The 17,388-nt window shown below is 47.6% G+C and carries 17 protein-coding genes and 3 tRNA genes; 6 read left to right on the top strand and 14 right to left on the bottom strand.

Features of this window, described 5'->3' with window-relative positions:
- Positions 1 to 271 precede the first annotated feature (271 nt).
- Together AOA63_RS20595 and AOA63_RS11030 are read left to right on the top strand one after the other, a co-directional pair.
- A complete protein-coding gene (locus AOA63_RS20595) occupies positions 272 to 478 on the top strand; it encodes a helix-turn-helix domain-containing protein (protein ID WP_053959737.1) in 207 nt (68 codons plus the stop codon).
- Positions 479 to 1,666 (top strand): tyrosine-type recombinase/integrase, encoded by a 1,188-nt coding sequence (locus AOA63_RS11030; RefSeq protein ID WP_053959736.1) that lies wholly within the window; start codon positions 479 to 481, stop codon positions 1,664 to 1,666.
- A gap of 118 nt (positions 1,667 to 1,784) precedes the next feature.
- On the opposite strand, the gene AOA63_RS11025 is transcribed toward AOA63_RS11030, so the two are convergent.
- The 14 genes from AOA63_RS11025 to dnaA form a co-directional block, all read right to left on the bottom strand.
- A tRNA-Arg gene (locus AOA63_RS11025) sits at positions 1,785 to 1,860 on the bottom strand.
- A 39-nt stretch (positions 1,861 to 1,899) separates the two neighbouring features.
- Positions 1,900 to 1,993: transfer RNA gene (locus AOA63_RS11020), tRNA-Ser, on the bottom strand.
- Between the two features lie 79 nt (positions 1,994 to 2,072).
- A tRNA-Ser gene (locus AOA63_RS11015) sits at positions 2,073 to 2,156 on the bottom strand.
- Between the two features lie 78 nt (positions 2,157 to 2,234).
- Entirely contained in the window at positions 2,235 to 3,497 is a 1,263-nt protein-coding gene (serS, locus tag AOA63_RS11010) for a serine--tRNA ligase (RefSeq protein ID WP_053959735.1), read from the bottom strand.
- 62 nt (positions 3,498 to 3,559) lie between these two features.
- Positions 3,560 to 4,609, bottom strand: coding sequence for an S-methyl-5-thioribose-1-phosphate isomerase (mtnA, locus tag AOA63_RS11005; RefSeq protein ID WP_171822691.1), 1,050 nt, complete (start codon positions 4,607 to 4,609; stop codon positions 3,560 to 3,562).
- Between the two features lie 354 nt (positions 4,610 to 4,963).
- Positions 4,964 to 5,557, bottom strand: a complete 594-nt coding sequence (gene pdxT, locus AOA63_RS11000; RefSeq protein ID WP_053959734.1) for a pyridoxal 5'-phosphate synthase glutaminase subunit PdxT — start codon at positions 5,555 to 5,557, stop codon at positions 4,964 to 4,966.
- Positions 5,558 to 6,448 (bottom strand): pyridoxal 5'-phosphate synthase lyase subunit PdxS, encoded by an 891-nt coding sequence (gene pdxS / locus AOA63_RS10995; protein ID WP_020375208.1) that lies wholly within the window; start codon positions 6,446 to 6,448, stop codon positions 5,558 to 5,560.
- Between the two features lie 66 nt (positions 6,449 to 6,514).
- On the bottom strand, positions 6,515 to 8,959 hold the full coding sequence (gyrA, locus tag AOA63_RS10990; RefSeq protein WP_053959733.1) for a DNA gyrase subunit A: 2,445 nt from the start codon (positions 8,957 to 8,959) through the stop codon (positions 6,515 to 6,517).
- A gap of 16 nt (positions 8,960 to 8,975) precedes the next feature.
- Positions 8,976 to 10,895, bottom strand: a complete 1,920-nt coding sequence (gene gyrB / locus AOA63_RS10985; protein ID WP_053959732.1) for a DNA topoisomerase (ATP-hydrolyzing) subunit B — start codon at positions 10,893 to 10,895, stop codon at positions 8,976 to 8,978.
- Between the two features lie 44 nt (positions 10,896 to 10,939).
- A complete protein-coding gene (gene remB, locus AOA63_RS10980) occupies positions 10,940 to 11,218 on the bottom strand; it encodes an extracellular matrix regulator RemB (protein WP_053959731.1) in 279 nt (92 codons plus the stop codon).
- Between the two features lie 32 nt (positions 11,219 to 11,250).
- Positions 11,251 to 11,772: a DUF721 domain-containing protein gene (locus AOA63_RS10975; protein ID WP_053959730.1), complete on the bottom strand. Its 522-nt coding sequence runs from the start codon at positions 11,770 to 11,772 to the stop codon at positions 11,251 to 11,253.
- On the bottom strand, positions 11,769 to 12,872 hold the full coding sequence (gene recF / locus AOA63_RS10970) for a DNA replication/repair protein RecF (RefSeq protein ID WP_053959729.1): 1,104 nt from the start codon (positions 12,870 to 12,872) through the stop codon (positions 11,769 to 11,771). Before recF ends, AOA63_RS10975 begins: the two co-directional genes overlap by 4 nt.
- A gap of 1 nt (position 12,873) precedes the next feature.
- Complete coding sequence (gene dnaN / locus AOA63_RS10965; RefSeq protein WP_053959728.1) at positions 12,874 to 13,983, bottom strand: DNA polymerase III subunit beta; 1,110 nt, start codon at positions 13,981 to 13,983, stop codon at positions 12,874 to 12,876.
- Between the two features lie 285 nt (positions 13,984 to 14,268).
- Entirely contained in the window at positions 14,269 to 15,660 is a 1,392-nt protein-coding gene (dnaA, locus tag AOA63_RS10960; protein WP_053959727.1) for a chromosomal replication initiator protein DnaA, read from the bottom strand.
- A gap of 247 nt (positions 15,661 to 15,907) precedes the next feature.
- On the opposite strand from dnaA, the gene rpmH reads away from it, so the two are divergent.
- The 4 genes from rpmH to AOA63_RS10950 are packed head-to-tail and all read left to right on the top strand — an operon-like array spanning position 15,908 to position 17,320.
- A complete protein-coding gene (gene rpmH, locus AOA63_RS18985) occupies positions 15,908 to 16,042 on the top strand; it encodes a 50S ribosomal protein L34 (protein WP_076006773.1) in 135 nt (44 codons plus the stop codon).
- Between the two features lie 4 nt (positions 16,043 to 16,046).
- Positions 16,047 to 16,391, top strand: a complete 345-nt coding sequence (gene rnpA, locus AOA63_RS10955; RefSeq protein WP_053959726.1) for a ribonuclease P protein component — start codon at positions 16,047 to 16,049, stop codon at positions 16,389 to 16,391.
- Between the two features lie 25 nt (positions 16,392 to 16,416).
- A complete protein-coding gene (gene yidD / locus AOA63_RS18980) occupies positions 16,417 to 16,626 on the top strand; it encodes a membrane protein insertion efficiency factor YidD (protein WP_082343906.1) in 210 nt (69 codons plus the stop codon).
- Between the two features lie 19 nt (positions 16,627 to 16,645).
- Entirely contained in the window at positions 16,646 to 17,320 is a 675-nt protein-coding gene (locus AOA63_RS10950; RefSeq protein ID WP_053959725.1) for a YidC/Oxa1 family membrane protein insertase, read from the top strand.
- The last annotated feature ends 68 nt before the right edge of the window (positions 17,321 to 17,388 follow it).

The raw sequence follows: 17,388 nt of genomic DNA, 5'->3' as shown, positions 1-17,388 counted from the left end.
TATGATAAGCGATGATAAAAATCTCGAATCCCATGATGTTGAGACTGTAAAACTACGGAATGGTTTCGTGTGATGGGGTTCTTTTGTTCTCTTATGGCTCCTTGTGCTGAATGGCTTACCTCTTGATGCGAATTGTCACTATGATTCCATAATTGCCAATTATGTGATATAATTAACCTATTAAAGCTATTTTCATCGCAGATCTTCTCAAAACTTCTCATATCCGTCTGCCGTAATAAACGAATCAATCCATGAAAGGAACTTTCAATCTATGCAAAATCTCAAAATAAATATATTGGATTCTTCCACCTGGCCAGAATTCTTGACAGTTCAAGAGGTGTGCCAGATTCTACGCACTTCCCGCAACACTGTATACAACTTGATCGCATTAGAACAATTACAATCCTTGCGCTTAGGAACTACCCATCGGATTCCCAAAGACTCATTACTTCAGTTCATCGAAAGAGAGGAACACTAAATGGCACAAAAGAAGAAAATTGTCGCGGAGAAGAAGATTGGCAACATTCGGGGAACCATTTGGTCTACGGACGTTCAAAAGCGTTGGTTAATCAAGTGGTCGTATCCCCAGCCCGGCAAACGCTACCTCACGCGAGAGCAAAAAGTTGTGGTGGGGCTAAAAATTGAGGCAGAAAAGTTTTTGGATAATGTGCTTCGGGAAATTGACCAAGGACACTATCGATCTCGACAATGCAAAACCACATTAGCGCAATTTCTTCAGACATGGTTGGAATCAAAAGTTTCAGGCGTCGATGGAAAGGTGCTAAAACCCAAAACAATACTAAGCTACCAAAACATACTGACGCACATTCTCGCACACAATATCGCACACATGGTTGTGCAAGACATTACACCAAGTGACATTCGTCAATTTGCCAATGATCTAATGCAAACAGAGTTAAGCCCGCGCACAAAGCAATATACATTGCGCCTACTGAAATCCGCGTTAGATAACGCAGCGGAATTAGAACTCATCAACAAAAATCCCGCGCACACTTTAAAAATCGGAAAAAACGCGAGTCCCAAACGCACACCGCTATCGCACGATGAATTACAACGAATTTTTAAGGAACTTTCCGACGAACATTACGGCATTGTTTTAGAATTCATCGCGGTTTCAGGCGTTCGCGTAGGCGAGTGTTTAGGATTAACTTGGGACAGCGTAGATTGGGAACACAACACCGTTACCATTTGTCAACAAGTTATTAACATTGGCAATCGTGTGGTCGTAGAAGACACATTAAAAACTCAATCTAGTCAACGCACGATTGCGCTTCCCACCACATTCATGGCAAAACTTCGGCAACACAAGAGACACCAAATGCTCACGCGCCTAAACAATCCGGGTGAGGCGTGGAGTACCAATTTGGTGTTTGCTACGCGCCATGGCACACCCATCGATCCCAATCATTTGCGACGCACATTTCGACGAGTGTTAAAGCACTGCAGTCTGTCGGACGGCTACCACATTCACGATCTTAGACATACTTACGCGACGCTTTTGTACGCAAAAACGCGAGACATTAAGCTCGTGTCTAGCGTCCTAGGGCATGCCAATATTCAAATTACGTTAGATATCTACACACACACAACGGAAACCGCAAAAAAAGAAATCGCCCAAATTGCGGACGACATTTTCTACCACTAACAAAAATCTTATTGCCTTAGCTTGTGGCAACTTTTCGGCAACATCGTGTATTGCCTGTTAACTTTTGCTAATTTTTCCTTTAAGTAAGTCCCAAAAACCTTATGAAATCAAGGTTTTTTGGTGCGCCCGTGAGGATTTGAACCTCAGGCCTCCTGATTCGTAGTCAGGCGCTCTATCCACTGAGCTACGGGCGCAACATTCTTATTATACTCAACCAGTGAGTTTTTCACAAGTGGCGGAGGGAGTGGGATTCGAACCCACGCTAGGCTTGATAGCCTACTAACGGTTTAGCAAACCGCCCTCTTCGGCCAACTTGAGTATCCCTCCACATGCAAACGCTATAATAGCATATTCCCAATTAGCCAAGCAAGCCTGGATTAATTGGATCCATTGCCATTCAAAAAAATGGCGGAGGGGACAGGACTCGAACCTGCAAGCCCGAAGGCGGTGGTTTTCAAGACCACTGCGTTACCAATTACGCTACCCCTCCAAGGACACATAATAGTTTACTCTAAAAATGCTGAGAAATAAAGAGGCAATGTCTAGAAAAGACATGCCTCCTTGGTTCCTAAATCTGTTCTGTCCCGCCCAAATAGGGTACTAATGCGTCGGGAACTTGGACATGCCCATTCGGCAATTGATAATTTTCTAAGATCGCAGCGATCGTTCGACCTACTGCTAAGGCACTGCCATTCAAAGTATGCACCAATTCCGTTTTTTTAGCCCCCTTTGGACGGTAGCGAATATTGGCACGTCTGGCTTGAAAATCAGTCATATTACTCACCGAGGAGATCTCCACATATTTGCCGTAGCTCGGCATCCATACCTCAATGTCATAGGTTAATGCCTGACCAAATCCCATGTCTCCCCCACATAACATCACGGTGCGGTAGGGCAAGTTAAGATCTTCCAAGACTGTTTCGGCATCGCGCAACATTTCTTCCAAGGCGTCTTGAGAGTTATTGGGTTCTTCAAAACGGACTAGTTCCACTTTATCAAACTGATGCTGACGAATGAGCCCTCGCGTATCGCGTCCAGCGGCCCCAGCTTCGGCCCGAAAGGACGCGGTATATGCCGTAAACTTCAACGGCAAAGAATCTTGAATAATCTCATCCCGGTATAAGTTGGTCAAGGGAACTTCTGCCGTCGGAATCAAATAATAATCATGGGGCACCACGTGAAAAACGTCTTCCACAAATTTGGGAAATTGGCCCGTTCCAAACATGGAGGCTTCGTTCACCAAATAAGGCGTCGCCATCTCCATATAGCCTCGGTTCCGGGCATGATCGAGCATAAAATTTATGAGGGCGCGGCTTAGGCGAGCTCCCATTCCCGCCAACACATTGAAGCGTGACCCACTAATTTTACGCGCGCGTTCAAAATCGATAATCCCGAGATTTTCACCAATATCCCAGTGGGCTTTAGCAGGGAAGGAGAAATTGGGCACTTGGCCAAACTTGTGTATTTCCACATTGTCATCAGCCGATTCACCTTCGGGCACTTGCGGCAACGGAGTATTAGGTACAGTCAGTAAGAAGTCTTGCAGTTCCTGATCAATAGGAGCCACAGAAGCTTCTAATTCTTTGATTTGTTCCCCCACCCGGCGCGTTTCCGCTATCAAGTCCGAGGCGTCTTCGCCCCGCTTCTTGCGTTGCGATACTTCTTCCGATGCCTGATTCCGGCGCGCTTTAAGACGCTCTATTTCCAAGGTAATTTCGCGCTTTTTGGCATCTAGCCGCTTGACGATGTCAAGATCCACATGAACATGCTTTTTTGCCAAGAGTTGTGCAACCACTTCAGGTTCTTGCCGAATTCTGCGTATGTCGAGCATAATGCTCTCCTGCCTTTCACTGAGAAAATATGTTCTAAAAAAAGCAATCTTTTCGTATCAAGCTACACGGCGTTCCCGCCTACAATTGTCGGGATTGTCTTGTCAAAAGGTGGACGTATCACACCTTTTTCCGTAATAAAAGCCGTGATGAGATGTCCTGGGGTAATGTCAAAAGCTGGATTATAGCTTTCAATGTCTTCCGGCGCAATATTCACTCCACGGAGCTGGCGAATCTCATCCGGATTGCGCATTTCAATGGGAATATCCCTCCCAGACAACGCATTGACATCAAAAGTACTCAAAGGGGCCGCAACGTAAAAGGGAATCTGATGGTAATGCGCTAACACGGCCACGCTATAGGTTCCAATTTTGTTGGCCGTATCCCCATTAAGGGCAATCCGGTCTGCTCCAACGATGACACCATCGACAAGGTGTTGAGCCATGACACTGCCGGCCATACTATCGGTGATAAGGCGGGCAGGTATTTTTTCTTGACTTAATTCCCAGGCTGTAAGTCGCGCGCCTTGAAGTAACGGACGGGTTTCATCCACAAAGACCTCACGGAGGCGGTGTTCGCGAAATAAGGACCGGATAACCCCAAGTGCCGTACCATATCCGCCTGTAGCAAGGCTTCCGGTATTGCAATGAGTGAGAAGACTCACCGTATCGTCAAACAGGGATAAGCCGTAATCACCAATCTGACGATTTAATGCAACATCTTCAGCCAGTAGCTGATCGGCTATCTGCTTTAACGTCCTTATCGTGTCGTCGACACCCAAGCTTTGGACATGACTCAACGCATAATGAATCGCCCATGAAAGATTGACCGCCGTAGGACGAGCCGTTTGAATCTGCTCCGCACTTTTTCTTAATTCGTGGTGAAAATTTGGGGTATGCCGAAGGCGCCTGGATTCAAGCCAAAGTCCATAAGCACCCGCAATGCCAATGGCCGGGGCACCCCGGACCGCTAAGACTTGAATGGCTCGTATCACATCCTGGCCGGTGGTACTCCGTAAATACTCGACAGCATCCGGTAATTGCCGTTGGTCTAGAAGATATAGCGCTTCATCCGTCGCGCGTATGGCCTCCACTAATTCGAAAGTGGGATCCACGTTATTATCCTCCTTCGGTAAATTGCGCAAATAAAAAACTCCTCCCTCATCGGGGACGAGTTATTACCCGCGGTGCCACCCCAGTTGACGCTGATGCGTCCGGCTTGAATCCCTGTTAACGGAGGGATCCGCCGACTCTTCGCCGGGACTGTGGAAAGCGGAAAACGGAAACCTTCACGTGCCGAATTTCCACCCTCATCGGCTCTCTGATAAAACGACGATTTCCGTATGTTCTTTCCTCACATAAAAACCTGACAAAATATTATCCTATGTCGATTTTGCCGTACCCATATGCCCTTGTCAATAAAAAATCAGAGGCTTGTCTGCATGCCCAAGCCTCTGATGTGAACACGCCTACACGTTAAGAGTTTTCCTCACTTTATTGACAAAATACTCATGAATTCGAACGTCCCCACTCATTTCGGGATGGAAAGCTGAGACTAAGAGCGGACCTTCTTCCGCCATGACCACTTGTCCATCATATGTCGCCAACGGGATAACCTGAGGGCCATATTGACGAATTTGTGGAGCCCGAATGAAGACTGCTGGAAACTCGGGACCATCAGCCAGGAATTTAATAGGGATTTTGGTTTCAAAAGAAGCCAGTTGCCGACCATAAGCATTGCGATCGGCAGTAATGTCCATCAAACCAAGACGCGCTGGAGAGGGTCCGATCACCTCTTTGGCCAGTAAAATTAATCCCGCACAAGTCCCGTAAACCGGAAATTGTTCTTCATTTACCCGCTTGCGAATAGCGTCAATAAGACCTTCTTCCGCCATGAGCATGCCGATGGTCGTACTTTCCCCACCAGGAATGATTAGACCTTGCACGTTTTCCAAATCCCTGACGGTACGGACTTCGACGGGATTGGCCCCGACTTTTGCCAAGTGATTTTTATGTTCGCGGACATCTCCTTGAATGGCTAAGACACCGATGTTCAGAGTCATTTAAATCCCCCGGTCCTGCATCCGGTCTGCTGGCGTTAAGGTTGCCATTTCCAATCCCGGCATCGCCTCTCCGATATTTTCAGAGACTTCGGCAATCACCTTGGGATCATTGTAGTGTAAGGTGGCACGGACAATAGCACGGGCAAAGGCTTCCGGATTTTGCGACTTAAAGATACCCGAACCCACAAAGATTCCATCAGCGCCTAATTGCATCATCAATGCAGCATCCGCTGGACTGGCAATTCCTCCGGCGCTAAAGTTAACAACCGGTAACCGTCCTAATTCCTTGACTTTCCGTACCAGTTCCAAGGGGGCCCGCAGTTCTTTGGCCAAGTCTGGTAATTCATCATCCGGTGTATTCACTAAACGCCGCACTTGCGCATTGACAGCACGAAGATGTCTGACCGCTTCCACCACATTTCCGGTTCCAGGCTCCCCTTTAGTCCGCAGCATGGCTGCTCCTTCTGCAATGCGGCGCAAGGCTTCTCCTAAATCGCGGGCTCCACAGACAAAGGGAACTTTAAACGCCCATTTATCAATGTGATATTGTTCATCAGCCGGAGTTAAGACTTCGCTTTCATCAATATAGTCAACTTCCAACGCTTCCAATACTTGTGCTTCGACAAAATGTCCAATCCGAACTTTGGCCATAACGGGAATCGAAACCGCTTGCTGAATGCTTTTCACAATGTGCGGATCCGCCATGCGGGCCACACCACCCGCAGCACGAATGTCCGCAGGTACGCGTTCCAACGCCATAACCGCCACAGCACCGGCTTTTTCCGCAATCACGGCTTGTTCAGGTGTTGTGACATCCATAATCACGCCGCCTTTTAGCATTTCTGCTAATCCAGCCTTCACGTTAAAGGTTCCCACTTGTCTTTCTTCCATCTTTCAGTAAATCCTCCCTTGCCATAGTGCGATCAGTCCAAGGTGGCTGGATCGTTAATTTTAAGTTTAGCTACTTTCCTCGTTCTCGTCATCAGCTGACACACGAGTAAATGCCGCGACAGTCTGCCCTTCTTCTAGTCTCATGACCAGAACACCTCGGGAATCTCTTCCCTGTTTCGAGACACTGGCTACATCCATCCGAATTAATGTGCCATCGCTGGAAATAACCATGCATTGTTCATTGCCCTCCACAGGCACAATTCCTACCAGTTGTCCAGTTTTCGCAGTAATGCGCAAGCCTAACACACCTTGGCCACCACGGCCTGTTACCCGAAATTGATCGGTCGACGTGCGTTTGCCATAACCATTTTCCGTAAGTAAGAGCAACTCTCCTTGATCACTAACGACTGCTAATGATACGACACGATCCCCAGGCCGCAAGTGAATGCCCCGCACCCCGCGGGCGGATCGGCCCATCGCGCGCACTAACTCTTCGTTAAAGCGAATGACTTGTCCATGGGCTGTGGCCAAAAGAATATCACTTTGACCGCTAGTTTGCTCTACCCCAATGAGTTCATCACCGGGATCAAGGTTGATGGCGATAATGCCACCCCCACGCCATGAACTATAATCCGATAACGCCGTGCGTTTGACGACACCTTGCTTGGTGGCGAAAACCCAATAAGAGTCTTCCGCAACCGTTTGTGGCAAGGTTTGAACAGCGGCAATGCGCTCATCAGCTTCCATCGCAATCAGATTGGCTACAGAAATTCCTTTGGCCTGCCGACTGGCTTCAGGGACTTCGTGAACCTTGACCCGGTAAATCCGTCCCTTATTAGTGAAGAAACACAAATAAGCATGGGTGGAAGCAATGAACAGATGATTAATAAAATCATCTTCCCGAACAGTACTACCCGTCACTCCCCGGCCACCACGCTTCTGCGCGCGGTATACTGATGTTTGCGAGCGTTTGATATAGCCCCGGTGCGTTAAAGTGACAACCATGTCTTCTTCAGGGATCAAATCCTCGTCACTCATATCTTTGACCGCAGGACCGATCTTGGTTCGGCGCTCATCCCCATATTTATCTTGGATTTCCACAAGGTCATCTTTAATGATTTGATAGACCAGCCGTTCATCCGCCAAAATTTCTCGTAAATGCGCAATTAACGCTTGAATCTGCTGGTATTCCTCTTCGATCTTAGCTTGTTCCAACTGGGTTAAGCGCTGGAGTCGCATTTCCAAAATGGCATTGGCTTGCAGCTCGCTCAGCCCAAAGCGTTCCATGAGACCGGAACGTGCTTGATCGACACTCGAAGAACCGCGAATTAGCGCAATCACTTCATCGAGAAATTGCAACGCAATCCGCAAACCTTCTAAAATGTGCGCCCGGGCTTCAGCTTTTTTGAGATCATATTGCGTACGCCGGACGATAATTTCTTTCCTGTGCGCAATAAAGTAATGGAGAATCTCTTTCAACGATAAAACTTGCGGGCGATTATCCACCAGGGCTAATAAGATAATGCCAAAGGTTTGCTGTAACGGCGTGTATTTATACAGCTTGTTTAAAATCACCTTCGGGACCCCGTCCCGTTTCAAATCGATAACAATTCGCACGCCATGACGGTCCGATTCATCCCGCAAATCGGCAATTCCTTCGATTTTGTGCTCGTGGACCAATTCCGCGATTTTCTCTAACAACCGTGCCTTGTTTACCTGGTAGGGAATTTCGCTAATGATGATGCGCGCTCGCCCAGTATCGGATTCATCGACTTTAGCAATTCCACGCATGACAATTATTCCTCGTCCTGTGGCGTAGGCCTGGTGAATTCCTTCGCGACCCATAATCATGCCACCAGTGGGAAAATCGGGACCAGGGATATGTTTTAGCAGATCTTCTAATGTGGCTTCAGGATGATCGATGAGATAGACGGCAGCATGCGCAACCTCCGTTAAGTTGTGAGGAGGAATGTTTGTCGCCATTCCGACAGCAATTCCTGAGGATCCGTTAATAAGCAAATTCGGAATACGAGCTGGCAATACGACAGGTTCTTCTGTGGTTTCATCGAAGTTTGGGATGAAATCCACGGTTTCTTTATCAATATCCACCAGCATTTCCATGGCAATCGGCGATAGTCGCACCTCGGTATAACGCATGGCCGCTGGCGAATCCCCATCCATAGACCCAAAGTTCCCATGACCGTCAACCAGGGGATAGCGAATCGAAAAATCTTGCGCCATGCGTACCATCGCATCATAAACGGCTACGTCGCCATGGGGATGGTAACGACCAAGAACTTCTCCAACAATACGCGCGGATTTTTTATAGGGGTGATTGGGTGTGTTACTCAGTTCGTTCATCGCGTAAAGAATTCGGCGGTGAACGGGTTTCAAACCATCCCGAACATCGGGTAATGCCCGGCTAACGATAACGCTCATGGCATAGTCGATGTAGGATTTCTTCATTTCGTCTTGGATATCAATGGGCAAAACATGCCCGACATTAGCCATTTATCGTTTCCTCGCTTTATCCTACGGTGTCAAGATTTCTCACTAAGTGGGCGTTCTCTTGGATAAACTCACGCCGGGATTCCACTTTTTCTCCCATCAGCACACTAAAAATCCAGTCGGCCGCAACGGCATCTTCCAGTTCGACCTGTAAAAGTGTGCGGGTTTCGGGATTCATGGTTGTCTCCCATAACTGCTCGGCATTCATTTCTCCAAGCCCTTTATAGCGCTGAATATTGACTTCTTTGCCGTGCCCTAACTCATTTAATACCCGTTCTAATTGGGCATCATCATACACATATTGTTCCACTTTACCCTTTTTAACCAGGTAAAGCGGCGGTTGGGCAATGTAAACATATCCGGCCTCAATTAACGGCGTCATGTAGCGATAAAAGAACGTGAGCAACAAGGTTCGAATATGAGAACCATCGACGTCAGCATCTGTCATAATCACAATCCGGTGATAACGAGCTTTATCCAGAACAAATTCATCGCCAATACCTGTCCCGATGGCGGTAATCATGGCCCGAATTTCTTCATTCGCCAAAATTTTATCCACACGAGCCCGTTCCACGTTCAAAATTTTTCCACGCAACGGCAAAATGGCTTGGTACCGCCGGTCTCGTCCTTGTTTTGCCGATCCTCCTGCAGAATCTCCTTCTACCAAGTAAAGTTCGGATTCTTTGGGATCACGCGAACTGCAATCTGTCAGTTTGCCCGGCAATGCGGAAGATTCCAGCACACTTTTTCGCCGGGTTAATTCTCTGGCCTTCCGGGCTGCTTCGCGAGCTCTGGCAGCCTGGACCGATTTTTCCAAAATCCGTTTGGCCACCGAAGGATTCTCCTCGAAAAAGGTAGCCAATCCATCGGCCGTAATTCCTTCCGTAATTCCCCGCACTTCGGAATTGCCTAATTTCGTTTTGGTCTGGCCTTCAAATTGGGGTTCAGGCAATTTGACTGAAACAATGGCCGTGATTCCTTCGCGCACATCTTCCCCTGACAAGTTGGCATCCTGATCTTTGAGAAGACCAAGTTTCCTGGCGTAATCATTGCAAACACGGGTTAATGCCGATTTAAAACCGGCTTCATGCGATCCACCTTCATGCGTGCGGATCGTATTGGCAAAAGTAAAAATCGTCTCGTTGTAGCTATCGTTGTATTGCAGGGCTACATCGACCATCACCCCGTCTTTAGATCCCGAAAAGGCAATGGGCTTTGGATGCAGCACATCTCGACTTAAATTCAAATATTCAACAAAAGATTCGACGCCGCCTTGAAACTCAAATTGGATGGAACGTCCTGTCGCTTCTTCATATAAGGACAAAAATACCCCAGCATTTAAAAACGCTTGTTCGCGCATCCGGTTGGCTAAAGTATCAAACGAGAAATGAACATCTTCAAAAATTTCCGCATCAGGCCGGAATATCACTTCAAATCCCGTTTCTGTCGTGGTTCCGACCTGAGTTACCGCATCTAGCGGTTTGCCTTTTGCATAGTGCTGAACAAACACACCGCCATTGAAACGGCTCGTGGCTGTTAGTTCAGAAGATAGAGCATTGACAACTGAAAGACCGACCCCGTGAAGTCCTCCTGAAACCTTGTATCCGCCACCGCCAAATTTGCCTCCGGCATGCAAGATGGTCAAGACCACTTGGAGTGTCGGGATTCCCGCTTTGGGATGGATTCCCGTGGGCACTCCACGACCGTTATCTCGCACGCCGACGCGGCCATCTTTATAGAGAGTTACCCAGATATGATCGCAGACCCCGGCTAACGCTTCATCGATGGAGTTATCGACGATTTCATAGACCAAATGATGGAGACCCCTGGGACCTGTGGAACCAATATACATTCCCGGGCGTTTTCGGACGGCCTCAAGGCCTTCTAATACCTGAATATCACTCTCGTTGTAACTTCCCGGTTGGGTGTCTTCCGTCATATACAATGGTCCTCCTTGAAAAACTAGTCAAAGGCAAAAAAGCCCTATATTTCAGTATACCACACCGAGCTGGTTCCCTCTTTGGACGAGGTTCGAGCCGCCCGCTTGTAAAGGGTGGCTGGCGAAATGTTCGATAAAATTACGCCGTTTGAGGTAAAGATCAGAGATTTGGCTTCGTTCAAATCACCTTGTAACTGGCCTTCCGCATAAAACCGGTGGATCATTTGCCGCACTTCAGGAGAATAATCCATCAAGTTTCTGTTTAATATCGCAATAATGGTTTCCGCATCGATCATCATATCGTGGCCAATATGTAAATACACCGAGGTCTCCTCTCCTCAACTCACCAAATATTTTACGATTTCTTCTCGCAAACACTACAGAGACGATAGGGTTTTAGTGTGGGGCTTCCACACGACACACACGGTTGATACCCCTCGTTTAACCATTGTTTGACAGCCAAATGGTAATTGGTCTCTACTTGGTTAACCAGATCCTTAAGATTGTCGGTTCGTGGTTTAACACGGCCGACACGAACAGAAATTTCTCCCGTGCCCATACGATAAACTGGTGGCCGAAAGGCCTTCCAAAAAATGCGCGTGTGAATATCCTCAACAAAAACGGAGCCTAAGAGGTCATTAATCTTTTGCTTTAACTCAGGAATAAAAAATTGTAGTTCTTGAGCCCATGACGACGATTTGACAGCGACTGTCAATATTTTCGGTTTATATCCGATGACACGCGTATTTTTTGCAATATACTCGCCAGCCACATCATTCCAGCTTGTTTCCAAAATCCATAACGATTTCGCAGGTTGCCAGGAGTATGTTTCCACCAGTCTATCCAGAATATGTTGCAGATGTTCGTCCTTGTTCATCGGATCTCCTGTTGACTTAAAATGCCGTGATTGACGTGATAAATCATGGGTTCCAAGTTTTCATAATTACGGGCCTCGGTATCGGTTATCACCGTCTGCGGCCGACTTACGGCAATAAACTGTAGTAATCGTGAACGTTTCATAGGATCCAATTCGGATAATACGTCATCTAACAATACGATGGGTGTCATTCCGGTTTCCTGTTCTAAAATCTCGAAACTTGCCAATTTCAGACTTAGCGCGATAGCCCGGTGCTGCCCTTGGGATGCGTAATCGATGGCAAGAAAGCCATCGATTGTGAATATGAGATCATCGCGGTGCGGTCCCATTAAAGTCATTCCCCGTTGTTGGTCGGTTTTTTGATGAGCCTTTAGCAGTTCCTCATAGCTCCCAGGATCTGTCATAGCATTTTGGGTTCCCCCCGGAGCCAATTGGACGCTCAGCTGAAGTCCTGTTAAATCCGCAAAGATTTTTTGGGCAACTGGAATAATTTCCCGTAAGATTTGTAACCGTCTATTCCACAAATAACTGCCCGATTGTGCCAACAACGGATTAAAGCTGGTAACCGTTGATGCCATTCGTGGATCTTTAAGCGCCCTATTCCGTTGCAACAAGGCGCGGTGGTATTGCCTGAAAAGCCTTAAATACCGAGAATCAATCGGAGCAATAAGCCAATCAAGAAATCTCCTCCGACCTTGCGGAGAACCTTTTGATAACTGCACATCATCTGGCGAGAAAATGACAACAGGTAATACCGGGCCTTCATGTTTTTTTCGCAGCGGGTTAAGCTGCATACGATGATGTAATCTTAGTATTCGCTCAGAGTCTTGGTGCACGACCCCCTCAAGACTCATGATGTCCAACTCCAGTTCTGAGCCCTCTTGGAACTTTTCGGGGCTGTTCTTATTGGATGACATGATGAGTTCTTGGTCTTTACCCGACCGAAATGATGTTCCTGTCAACAGGACGTGGACCGCTTCCAATGTATTCGTTTTGCCTTGCCCATTATCCCCAACCAACAATGTCAGCTGGGGAGAAAACTGAATCGATGCTTGGGCAATATTACGAAATTTTACAATGGTAATTTGATCAAGCCACATTTCAGACCAATTGCCTTAAGGGCAAAAGAATGTGAAAATAGGACGAATTGTCTGCCGACCGAATTTTCGCCGGCGACTGTACGCCGGAAAACTCGATGATGACCTCTTCGCCATCTAACGATTTAATGGCTTCCAGAATATATGTGGGATTAAACAAAATGTCTAAATTTTGACCTTCCGTGGGGCAATCAATGATTTCCTCGGCCTGACCAATTTCTGCCGCTTGGGTGGATAATTCGATACTTCCAGATTCGATGCGAATGCGTAAGGGCGTGGACCGTTCCTTCGCCGCGATTAAACTGACGCGTTCCACAGCTCCCCGAAAGTCCCCGGTAGCAGCCCGGCACTGACTGATGTATTCCGTGGGAATAACGCGATCATAGTCGGGATATTGACCGTCTAGAAGGCGACCCGTGAAAGTCATGCCGGGTGCGGAGAGTTCGATCAACCCCTGGCCCATCCTCAGCGACACAGCTTGAGTGGCGTTAATGCGGGCGCCCTCAGCCAGCACTTTGGGTGAGATTACCACCGATTCTTCGATTCCCCGGTAATCAGGAACGGGTAGCCAGCTATGAGAGAGCCGGCTGCCGTCAGTGGCTACCATGACTAAACGGCCATTGGCGAGTTTGACATAGACGCCTTTTAATATGGGCCGGGTATCATCTTTGGAACATGCAAATAAGAGTTGACGACTTAAGGTCGCTAAAGTCCCCGCTGGTAATTCAATTGCCTGTTTGTCAGCGTTCATCGCTGGAAAATTAGGGAGCATTTCGCGGCCGAATCCATTGATCACGGCTTTATTGCGTCCATAGCGAATCGTCGCACGTCCGCTGGCTTCTTCAGTCGATAATTCGAATGTGGCTGTCGGCAGACGGTGAATTAAGTCACTCAATGTGGAAGCAGGCAGAACAACATAGCCAGGTTCCAAGACGTCGCAGGGAATTTCTGCCACAATATGACTTGATAAGTCCGTAGCCGACAAACGCAAGACGCCCATATCAGCCTGGAGTTGCACACCGGTCAAAATAGCCATGGTATTTTGCGGTTGAATTACACGAATAACTTGTTGTAAAGCTGACGCTGTTTGATCTTGTGCCGCACTAAACCGCATTAGTTGCTGTCCTCCTTCGTAATCGTCACCCAGTTTTCCCCATGCTTATGATGATCATGATTTTGATCGATCAAAACCGTAGTCGTAATAAGGGCTGGGGATAACGGGGATAAGTCCCATAAGTCCTTATAAATCGCGCTGATCCGACACCAAAAAACCGTGAATAACTGGTGTATCAAAACGGGGATAAATGGGGACAGATGGCAGAAAAATTCTAGGCCTGTGTATGACTCGACATTGTTCCACAAAGAGTCCCCTGTTTATCCAGACTTTATCCCCACCTTTTCAACGTGATTTGATCCGTTTTGTCAGAGCTTCCAATAATTGAGCAAGTTGTGTATCCGTATGTCGTTCTTGCTCGATTTTTTCGCAGGCATGAATGACCGTTGTATGGTCTCGTCCGCCAAACTCCTCGCCAATGCGGGGAAGACTGGAGTCGGTTAATTGCCTTGCCATATACATCGCGACTTGTCTCGGAAATGCTACCGTTCGCGTTCGTTTTTTGGCCTTAAGATCTTCAACCCGGAGATCGAAGTGTTTGGCAACCTCTTCTTGAATTAGGCGAATCGTAATCGGCTTCGGCCGTGAATTAGGGATGACGTCTTTCAAGGCTTCCATGGCGAGTTCTGCTGTCAATGGCTGACGCGTGATCGAACCATAGGCCATGACGCGGATTAAGGCGCCTTCGAGTTCCCGAATGTTGGTATCAATGCGAGTGGCAATAAATTGCAACACCGAATCGGGCACCGATAAGTCCTCCAGCTGCGCCTTTTTGGCCAAAATAGCAATTCGGGTTTCAAGATCGGGTGGTTGAATATCCGTGATGAGGCCCCACTCGAAGCGTGAACGGAGACGCTCTTCGAGGGTGGGGATATCTTTCGGAGGACGATCACTTGAAATGACAATTTGTTTATGTGCCCCGTGTAGTGCTTCGAATGTGTGGAAAAACTCTTCCTGAGTTCGTTCTTTTCCCGCAACGAATTGAATATCATCGATTAGCAAAACATCAATATTTCGGTAACGTTGGCGAAAACGCACCATTTTATCGTCACGAATAGCGTTTATCATCTCATTGGTAAAATTTTCTGATGATACGTATAATACACGCGCTTTAGGCGACCCGGCTAAGACATGGTGGCCAATGGCGTGCATTAAGTGAGTTTTTCCAAGGCCCACGCCGCCGTATAGGAATAACGGGTTGTAAGCTCTGGCCGGCATTTCTGCCACCGCTTGACATGCCGCGTGGGCAAAGCGGTTAGAGACCCCGACAACAAAAGCCTCGAAAACATATTTGGGATTAAGACGGGTATGAAATTCTGATTCTGTGGTTTCGGAGGGCTCTTTGTTCACCGACGGTCGGGATTCTTGACTGACAGAAATCGGTACCGGTACGGGTTTTTCGTTATAGACTGTCTCCGATGATTTAGGAGTGAGGATTAAATGCACATCAATAGGACGTCCAGCAGATTTTGCCAAGACATCACGCAACAGGCCTGTGTAGCGGCTGGCGATAATTTGGCGCACAAAATCACTCGGTACGGCCAGCTCCAGCACACCATCATCCAAAGACAGTGGGAATACTTGCCTCACCCAAGTCTCAATGCTGGGTGTGGATAATTCGCTTTCGAGTCGTGCAACCGTGTCTGCCCACAGGCTTTCCAAGCCGACCTCAAGCATGAAACAATTCCCCCTAATATACACAAGAAATCCACAAAGTTATCCACAAATTGTTGATAACTCACCTATAAATAATGAATGCCCCCGCCGCGCGGAGGAGTGGGTTTATGATAACAAATTCGGACAAGGCTCTCAATGAACTAAGGAAGAAAATCTAAGGGTTAAATAACCGGTTGGTTCCTTGACCCTTAACCACGAAGTGGATATAATTAAAGCACATTTGCGCTAGAGTCGGGGGGTGACTAATGTGAAGCGCACGTACCAACCGAACCGTCGTCACCGGGCAAAAGTCCATGGTTTCAGAAAACGTATGTCCACGAAAGCTGGCCGTATGGTCCTCAAAAGGCGCCGACTTAAGGGTCGTAAACGTTTAGCTGGATAATATCATGGCACAATTTCAGCGTCTTAAAAGGCGCGCCGATTTTGGTCGGGTTTTCCGATTTGGACGCACCGTAGGGGACCGTTATATGGTCCTTTTCATTCTGTCTAATGACAGTGTAGCACCGCGAATAGGTTTTACGACCCAGCGCTCTGCGGGTTCGGCCGTTAAACGGAACCGTATTCGCCGGCGACTGCGAGCACTTTTTTCTCTTTTTGCGGAAAACGTGACGCCGTGCGGAGATTTAATTATTTTGGGCAAGAAACCTGTCTTAACTGAGGATTGGGACCGGCTTGTTCACTCCTTGCACAAATTATTAGTGAGAGCGGGATGTCTTAAAAAGCAGCTGTAAGATGTTATGAGGTAGGCGAAGACGGATGAGAACAATTGTGATTGGGTTAATTCACCTGTATCAGAGATATATCTCTCCGATGACCCCGCCGAGCTGCCGTTACATGCCGACCTGTTCGCAATATGCTGTAGAAGCCGTTGCGAAGTATGGGGTGCCAAAAGGCGGGTATTTAGCTGTTCGACGAATTTTACGGTGTCACCCTTTACACGAGGGCGGCTATGACCCAGTTCCATAGATCGTTAAGGAGGCTATAAATGGGTATTTGGGGCGGGTTTTTAAGCCTAATCCGGGGAGCCTTTGTGGTGTTCACGGGATGGACCCATAATTACGTGTTAGGGATTATCCTTTTGACACTGATGGTGCGGTTGATTCTGTTGCCGCTAGGTATTTATCAGGCCCGTTCGATGCAAAAAATGGCCAAAGTGGGACCGAAGCAACGGGAAATTCAGCAGCGTCATAAGGGCAATCCACAGGCCATGCAAGCGGAATTAGCCAAGCTATACAAAGAAGAAGGGGTCAATCCGGCATCGGGATGTTTGCCTCTTTTACTGCAGATTCCTGTTATGTATGGTCTGTTTGATGTTTTGGAACGCTTCAAATACGTCCATCACAATTATGGGTTTTGGGTATGGCAGAATTTGGCCAAGCCTGACCCCACGTACATCCTTCCGATTCTGGTTGCGGTCAGCACATTTTTCATGCAAAAACAAACCATGATGATGACTCCGCAGCAACCGGAAATGCAACAAAGTCAAAAACTCATGTTGTGGATGATGCCGATTGTGTTTGGATATGTGGCTTCCAGATTTCCGGCGGGCTTGTCAGTCTACTATGTTGTCTCTAACTTGTTCCAATTGGGTCAAACCATGTGGCTATTGCGAAGACCTGTAGATGGGGCAACCGGCGGAGGCGCTCAAGCGACACGTTAATGAAAAATGTGGTGACCGCGCATAACGCGCGGTCATTTTCGTAAGATATGGATTGCATTTGTGGGAGG

The organism is Sulfobacillus thermosulfidooxidans, from assembly GCF_001280565.1.
Taxonomy (GTDB): Bacteria; Bacillota; Sulfobacillia; order Sulfobacillales; family Sulfobacillaceae; genus Sulfobacillus; species Sulfobacillus thermosulfidooxidans_A.
Note: the sequence above shows the minus strand (reverse complement) of the source record. Positions and strands in the feature narration are given on the sequence as shown.

Bases quoted from the DNA above. Each gene is read 5' to 3' on its own strand.
- yidD (WP_082343906.1), top strand. From the start codon at position 16,417: ATGAGAACAATTGTGATTGGGTTAATTCACCTGTATCAGAGATATATC.
- pdxS (WP_020375208.1), bottom strand. From the start codon at position 6,448: ATGGAAGAAAGACAAGTGGGAACCTTTAACGTGAAGGCTGGATTAGCA.
- AOA63_RS11030 (WP_053959736.1), top strand. From the start codon at position 479: ATGGCACAAAAGAAGAAAATTGTCGCGGAGAAGAAGATTGGCAACATT.
- dnaN (WP_053959728.1), bottom strand. From the start codon at position 13,983: ATGCGGTTTAGTGCGGCACAAGATCAAACAGCGTCAGCTTTACAACAA.
- dnaA (WP_053959727.1), bottom strand. From the start codon at position 15,660: ATGCTTGAGGTCGGCTTGGAAAGCCTGTGGGCAGACACGGTTGCACGA.
- pdxT (WP_053959734.1), bottom strand. From the start codon at position 5,557: ATGACTCTGAACATCGGTGTCTTAGCCATTCAAGGAGATGTCCGCGAA.
- recF (WP_053959729.1), bottom strand. From the start codon at position 12,872: ATGTGGCTTGATCAAATTACCATTGTAAAATTTCGTAATATTGCCCAA.
- gyrB (WP_053959732.1), bottom strand. From the start codon at position 10,895: ATGACGGAAGACACCCAACCGGGAAGTTACAACGAGAGTGATATTCAG.
- rnpA (WP_053959726.1), top strand. From the start codon at position 16,047: ATGGCACAATTTCAGCGTCTTAAAAGGCGCGCCGATTTTGGTCGGGTT.
- AOA63_RS10975 (WP_053959730.1), bottom strand. From the start codon at position 11,772: ATGAACAAGGACGAACATCTGCAACATATTCTGGATAGACTGGTGGAA.
- AOA63_RS10950 (WP_053959725.1), top strand. From the start codon at position 16,646: ATGGGTATTTGGGGCGGGTTTTTAAGCCTAATCCGGGGAGCCTTTGTG.
- serS (WP_053959735.1), bottom strand. From the start codon at position 3,497: ATGCTCGACATACGCAGAATTCGGCAAGAACCTGAAGTGGTTGCACAA.
- gyrA (WP_053959733.1), bottom strand. From the start codon at position 8,959: ATGGCTAATGTCGGGCATGTTTTGCCCATTGATATCCAAGACGAAATG.
- AOA63_RS20595 (WP_053959737.1), top strand. From the start codon at position 272: ATGCAAAATCTCAAAATAAATATATTGGATTCTTCCACCTGGCCAGAA.